Source organism: Nitrospirota bacterium (genome assembly GCA_016214385.1).
In the GTDB taxonomy this organism is placed as follows: Bacteria; Nitrospirota; Thermodesulfovibrionia; order UBA6902; family JACROP01; genus JACROP01.
On the sequence record JACROP010000134.1, the window covers coordinates 1 to 6,245 of the forward strand.

General features: G+C 43.4%; 8 protein-coding genes and 1 pseudogene. All 9 read left to right on the top strand.

Going from position 1 to position 6,245, the window contains the following annotated elements:
- Positions 1-204 precede the first annotated feature (204 nt).
- Positions 205-417 (top strand): hypothetical protein, encoded by a 213-nt coding sequence (locus HZC12_08485; GenBank protein ID MBI5026741.1) that lies wholly within the window; start codon positions 205-207, stop codon positions 415-417.
- Positions 417-602 (top strand): annotated as a pseudogene (locus tag HZC12_08490) (site-specific DNA-methyltransferase). The gene HZC12_08485 and the pseudogene HZC12_08490 overlap by 1 nt, the downstream one beginning before the upstream one ends.
- Positions 603-743: 141 nt before the next feature.
- On the top strand, positions 744-1,808 hold the full coding sequence (amrS, locus tag HZC12_08495) for an AmmeMemoRadiSam system radical SAM enzyme (protein MBI5026742.1): 1,065 nt from the start codon (positions 744-746) through the stop codon (positions 1,806-1,808).
- Positions 1,805-2,332, top strand: coding sequence for an NTPase (locus HZC12_08500; protein MBI5026743.1), 528 nt, complete (start codon positions 1,805-1,807; stop codon positions 2,330-2,332). Before amrS ends, HZC12_08500 begins: the two co-directional genes overlap by 4 nt.
- A 202-nt stretch (positions 2,333-2,534) precedes the next feature.
- Positions 2,535-2,939, top strand: coding sequence for a CBS domain-containing protein (locus HZC12_08505; GenBank protein MBI5026744.1), 405 nt, complete (start codon positions 2,535-2,537; stop codon positions 2,937-2,939).
- A 109-nt stretch (positions 2,940-3,048) separates the two neighbouring features.
- Positions 3,049-3,699, top strand: coding sequence for an RDD family protein (locus HZC12_08510; GenBank protein ID MBI5026745.1), 651 nt, complete (start codon positions 3,049-3,051; stop codon positions 3,697-3,699).
- Positions 3,700-3,762: 63 nt separating this feature from the next.
- The gene (locus HZC12_08515; protein MBI5026746.1) at positions 3,763-4,638 is read left to right on the top strand and encodes a redoxin domain-containing protein; all 876 of its coding nucleotides are present in this window, start codon (positions 3,763-3,765) and stop codon (positions 4,636-4,638) included.
- Entirely contained in the window at positions 4,625-5,524 is a 900-nt protein-coding gene (locus HZC12_08520; GenBank protein MBI5026747.1) for an ABC transporter ATP-binding protein, read from the top strand. Before HZC12_08515 ends, HZC12_08520 begins: the two co-directional genes overlap by 14 nt.
- 1 nt (position 5,525) lies before the next feature.
- A partial coding sequence (locus tag HZC12_08525) for a hypothetical protein (GenBank protein MBI5026748.1) occupies positions 5,526-6,245 on the top strand: 720 nt, incomplete at its 3' end.

A 6,245-nucleotide genomic window follows, 5' to 3' on the forward strand; every position in this document is an offset into this window, starting at 1 on the left:
ATGGATTAACTGACGGCGAATACGAGTCTTTAGATTTTTGTTGAAAACAGATGAATATATATATGGGCATAAGATATTGATTGATGGAATTCCTTATCATTTCGAAAAATACATTCCAACTGAGGAAGAACTAATAAAATCACGGCTGGAAAGAAATCACAAGCTTTGAGCAGCTTGCAAATAAACTTCTTTAGGAGATGATTTATGCACTGCACAGGATGTTTTAAACAGATTGCGGAAAGCGATAAGGCTTATGCTACTGCAATCGGCAGTATAGAGCAAAACCCTTTTAGTAAAGAAGGAGAATATGGCTTTTATGCTTCTGAGGTCGAACCATGGATAACTGTTCTATGCAAAGATTGCGGGAGTAGAGTGCATGATTTCATTACAAAACAGTTGCAAGCTAAACATCTATGATGACAACAAAATCTAACCCCACCATAATCCTCGGCGATAGTCGGAGGATGAAAGAGCTAAAGGATGAGTCCGTTCATCTCGTCGTTACCTCTCCGCCGTATTGGCAATTAAAAGACTACGGCAATGGAAGCCAGATAGAGTTTAATGACAGTTATGAAAATTACATAAATAATCTTAACCTTGTTTCGATAAAAAGATTGACCCTAAGAAATTAAGATTCGGCTCGAAAATAGACAATTCAGGTCATCAGAGAGAGACCCAGGCTGTCAGATAATACAGGTGAGTCAAAAGGCATACCCTATTCAGACTATTATTGTCCTGATCCTATGAGAGAGGCCCTACTTTACGATAGGCTTAATAATGGGAAGGTGAGATGCAGGACCTGCCCGCGGTATTGCACCATCTTACAAGGCAAAACCGGCTGGTGTACAACCAGGGTTAATAAGGAAGGTAAACTTTACACTTTGATATACGGCCTTGTGGCATCAATGGCTGTATCGCCTATAGAAAAGAAGCCCCTTTTTCACTTCTATCCAGGCAGCAAATGGATCTCCATGGGGACCTATGGCTGCAACTTTCGGTGTCCGGGTTGCCAGAACTGGAGCCTATCACATGCACGGCCACCTGAATGGGCCACCTACATGACCCCGGAAGAGGTTGTAAGCATTGCAAGGCATCACAATTGTCTGGGGGTTTCCTGGACATACAATGAACCGACCATATGGCTGGAATACACCATTGACTGTGCAAAGGCCTCCAAAGAGGCAGGTCTTATTACCCACTATGTCACCAATGGTTACATAACAGAGGAGGCATTGGACGGCATAGGGCCGTATCTTGACTGCTTCAGGGTTGATATAAAAGGATTTACAGAGGGATCCTATTTCAAGACAGCCCATATAAAGGATTTCTCGCCAATCCTGAAGGCCACAAAAAGGGCAAAAGAGAGGTGGGGGATGCATGTAGAGTGTGTAACCAATGTAACCCCCGGCTTTAACGATGACGATTCGCAGTTCCGGGGTATTGCCTCCTGGATTATTGAGGAACTTGGACAGGATACACCATGGCATGTTACCCGTTTTATCCCATATCACAAACTGACAGACCTTTACCAAACCCCTGTTGAAACCCTCGAAAGGGCAAGAAAGATAGGCCTTGATGTGGGTCTTCGATATGTCTACATTGGAAACATCCCGGGCCATGAAGGGGAGAATACACGCTGTCATAACTGTAATAAGCCCCTTATTGAAAGGGAAGGCTTTGTTGTTATGACCTATAATCTTAAGGGCAACCAATGCCCATTCTGCAGGACCATTATCCCGGGGAGATTTCCAAAGAGATATGGAGAGGACTACAAGACCTGGGAGGGTTATGAGGTGGGGGTGATTTGAGGAAAAACATCCTCCTTACAGGCCGCCCACGGGTTGGTAAATCTACCATTATACAGCGAATAGCCGAAAGGCTCCGCAGCGCTGGTTGTAAAAAGATCGGTGGGTTTTATACCTCAGAAATATCCCGTGATGGCATGCGTATAGGTTTTGCCATTCACACCCTGAATGGCCGTGTAGGACGGCTTGCAGAGGTTGGACTTGAATGCCGCCACAGGCTTGGAAAGTACGGCATAGACATGGAGTCGTTTGAGACTGTTGCCCTGACAGCCCTTGAGGATGCCATAAAAATGGGCGGCATAGTTATAATAGACGAGATTGGTTACATGGAACTAACGTCACGGCGTTTCAGGGAACTTGTCGTTAAGGCTTTAGATTCACCTGCTTTTGTACTGGCCACCATCATGCGGTCAAGGTTCGATTTCCCGGATGCAATAAAGGCACGCAGTGATGTTGAGGTCATTACCGTAAGGGTGGACAACCGTGACAGGCTCGTGGATGAAATAATGGCAAGGTTCTATCTATAAATTTGGGTCTCATTTTTTTATTGCAAAAAGTCTCTATTTGTGCTATATAGTTAATATAATATATCGCAGTTGAATCGGAACGGATTTGCAATTTCAATAGTGTGTAACCTTTCTTCTTTGCGATGACTAAACTCGGGCATGTGTTCGGGGGAGATAAGTCCAGCGGAGGGAGGAGGTGAATCTTATGCTGGTTAAAGAGATCATGAAAAAGGTACCGGATCTCGTCATCTGTGCCCCAACCACCTACGTAACAGAAGCGGCTAAAAAGATGGAGGACTTTAACGTCGGATGTATCCTTATCACAGAGGACGGCAGCTTAAAGGGAATCCTTACAGACCGCGACATTGCAGTCTCAGTCGTAGCTAAGGGGAAAAATCCCCGTGAGACCCAGGTGAAGGAGATTATGAAGACCCATCTAATCACCGGAAGGCCCGATTGGGATCTCTTTGAAGCCACCAAGTTGATGGCCGAGAAGAAGATTCGGCGTTTACCCATTCAGACCAACGGGAGACTGGAAGGATTTGTATCGCTGGCTGACTTAGCCCCTGTATTTCAGAGGGAGTTAGATTCCTTCCTGGAGATTGAGTCCGCTCCCGTCGGACATTAGTCAAAAGTCAAAAGCCCCTCGGACACATGTCCTGAACATGCCCTTCATCTTCAATAAAATCCTATTTTGTGCTATATTTTGCCAATAGAACCCTAAGGGGGAGGAGATTATGCCAAAATGGGAGTCAAAGGAAGAATATGAGAAGTGGAAGCAGGAAAGACTAAAACAGACTAAAGAGGCCCCGCAACAAAGCCCCCCTCAACATGCAGGCCCTGCACAATACGAAAGTCCTCCGCAGCAAAGCACGGGCACTTACAGCACAAAACCTGAAGTCGGAGACTCGACTCTTCGAGAAAGCTATTCCTATGCTGGCGCATGGATAAGGTTCGTTGCCCTTATAATCGATAACATAATAATAGGTATAGGCATATTGATTATAGCTATCCCGCTTGCTGCGCTCGGTGCTGTTGGCGGAATGGGACACGGAGAAAGGGCTGCTGCTAAGCTTGGAGTTATATTCGGCCTTATAGGTTTTCTTATAGGCTGGGTTCTGAGTGTTCTTTATTTTATCCTCATATGGAGCAAGACTGGAAGCTCCCTCGGCATGAAAATTTGTGGCATAAGACTTGTAAATAAGGATGGCGGAAACCCGACAGGCACCGAAGCATTTCTCAGATGGCTGACAGGCTATTTTCTTCCAGGAATAATCCCCTATCTGAGTATAGTTGCCTTTATTGCGCTTGGCATTATGATAGGCACAAACGAGAGGAAGCAGGGCTGGCACGATAAGGCTGCAAAGACCTTTGCTATAAGGGTTTGACTATAATCAAAATCTATAAACAGCCTTTACCCATTAGAATGCCAGTAGATAGAGGATAGGTTATTGGACAACAGAAAAATTATCATCCTCGTATCTGTTTTTGCTGTAATTGTCATTACCTTCCACTTCTTTTCAAAGAGACAGCCTGCCGGCGAAGAAGCTGGCAGAATGTTCGATTTTTTCCAGAAACCGCTTCAATGGCAGGGCAGATATGCTCCTGACTTTGAAATAGACCTGCTTAATGGTGAGAAATTCAGCCTCTCTGAGAATATCGGCAAAAAGATAATTATCCTGAATTTCTTTGCGACATGGTGCGGCCCGTGTAAAGCTGAGATGCCAGAGCTTAATAGATTTTATGAAAAACATAAAGGAGAGCCATTTGTGCTTATAGGAATCGATGCTGATGAGGGCGAAGAAAAAGTAAAAAGCTTTATAAAGGAATATAAGATAGAATTTCCTGTTGGGATCGATAAGCACAAAAAAATTCAAAAGAAATATTCTGTGACAGGTTATCCCACAACTGTTTTCATAGGTGCTGACGGGACTGTTCGGATATATGAGGTTGGCCCGATTATGAATGCAGATATTGCATTTGACAGTGAATATAAAACCAGCATGGAAACTATAAAGGCAGGGAACGGTATTGAGAAGGAGGCATATCTTAAAAATCTAAAAGAGCAAAAAGATTTAAAATCCGCAGATGAGTCAGAAAAAGACGAATATAAGCTCACAGGAAGGGCAAAAGAAATATCTGAGAAGATGTATTGCCCGTGCGGCTGCTCGGATATGGTTGCTGACTGCACCTGTAAGACCGCAAAAAACATAAAGAAAAAGTTAAAGACAGAAGACCTGTCCGGCAAGACAGATGAAGAAATAATTAAAGAACTGAATAAAGAATTCTGCGTAAAAGGTGGCAAGGATAGCCATGATAAAAGCTGAAAATGTCTCTGTCTCATTTAAAAAAGGGTTTTTTAAGAAAAGGCTAAAGGCCCTTGATAATTTCAGCCTTACTGTGAATGAAGGGGATGTTTTTGCGCTGCTCGGGCCAAATGGCGCTGGAAAATCAACAGCAATGTATTGTTTCCTCGGATTGATACAACCTGATTCAGGGGGCATCTCTGTATCTGGCAAGAAACCATTTCCTGGTTCAGATATGTTTAAAGAGGTGGCATATCTGCCAGAGGAGCCACATTACCACTTATACCTGACAGTAGAGGAGGCTGTTGGATATTATGCAGCTCTCTACGATAACGGAATCAGCAGGCAGAAGGTAGGCGAGGCAATCGAGGGGGTGGGCCTTACTGAATTCAGGGATTTAAAACTCAGCAAGTGCTCAAAAGGCATGAAGCAGAAGGTAGGGATTGCGCAGTGTTTGATTAACAAACCGAGGATAGTTTTTCTTGATGAGCCGACAAGGGGGCTTGACCCAATTATGGTAAAAGAGTTCAGGGACATTCTCATTGATATGAATAAAAACGGTGCTACGATAATTTTAAACTCCCATATCCTCTCTGAGATAGAAATGATTTGCAACCGTGTTGCCATAATGAACAAAGGAAGGGTAATAGCACAGGATGAATTAAATCGCCTCAGGAACCTGAACCTCGAAACCTATCAGGTGGAATTTGATGTGGCCGATAATATCCCTGAATACATAAATGTGAAAGTCAAAACCTCCACGACTGTCAGGGGGGAAATCCCAACTGACAAGCTTGGGGAGTTTATCCATTTTGTAGAAACATCAGACCTCAGACTCTATGAATGCTCGCTTAAGAAGGTTACGCTTGAAGATGCCTTCTTTAATATCCTGAAAGGGAAAGCTTAATATGTATTCCCAGCTTATAACTAACATTGGGATAAACTTTAAGTTTTACAGAAGAAACAGACTCCTTTTAGTGGCATCAATCTTTATAATCCTCGTATTAGGGCTTTCAACCATCCCTGGCATGTTTTTCCTCACAAAGTCCGGGCATCTTGAGATTATCAGAATGGTATTTTCTCAGCTTAGCAGTTTTGCAACAATTGTCACTGCAGGTCTTGGCCTATTATTAATATCACATCATATCAGAAACCGCTCTACAAAGATGGTATTCACAAAACCATGTCTCCCAGAGGTATGGCTACTTTCGAGTTTCCTTTCAGCCTCTGCTGTCTCATTTGCTCTCTATGCAGGGATACTCCTAATATGTTCAATCCTCTTCGTTGTCTGGAATATCCCGTTTCAGTGGGGGATGCTTTACATCGCCTTTAACGATTTCCTGCAGGCCGTTATTTTGCTTTCTTATATCACCTTTTTGACCGTTATTTTCCATCCGGTTCTGGCGGTGTTATTTATTTTTATTTTCCATGAAGGCACCTTTTATTCCATCAAGTTATTGCTAATAGGCGGTATTAAAGCAGTAGGAGAAGGCTCTGTTTCCATCTGGTTAAAAATCCTTAAGGGAGTTGTAGATGTAATCTATATGGTTTCGCCTTCCTTAGAACCGTTTTCTGAAAAGACGGGGCAGATTTATTCCAGCCTTCGCATCTCAGATGCAAACTGGGAA

What these genes read in the sequence shown, in the direction of transcription:
- HZC12_08485 (MBI5026741.1), top strand. Translation starts at nt 205, where the DNA reads ATGCACTGCACAGGATGTTTTAAACAGATTGCGGAAAGCGATAAGGCT.
- amrS (MBI5026742.1), top strand. Translation starts at nt 744, where the DNA reads ATGAGAGAGGCCCTACTTTACGATAGGCTTAATAATGGGAAGGTGAGA.
- HZC12_08505 (MBI5026744.1), top strand. Translation starts at nt 2,535, where the DNA reads ATGAAAAAGGTACCGGATCTCGTCATCTGTGCCCCAACCACCTACGTA.
- HZC12_08510 (MBI5026745.1), top strand. Translation starts at nt 3,049, where the DNA reads ATGCCAAAATGGGAGTCAAAGGAAGAATATGAGAAGTGGAAGCAGGAA.
- HZC12_08520 (MBI5026747.1), top strand. Translation starts at nt 4,625, where the DNA reads ATGATAAAAGCTGAAAATGTCTCTGTCTCATTTAAAAAAGGGTTTTTT.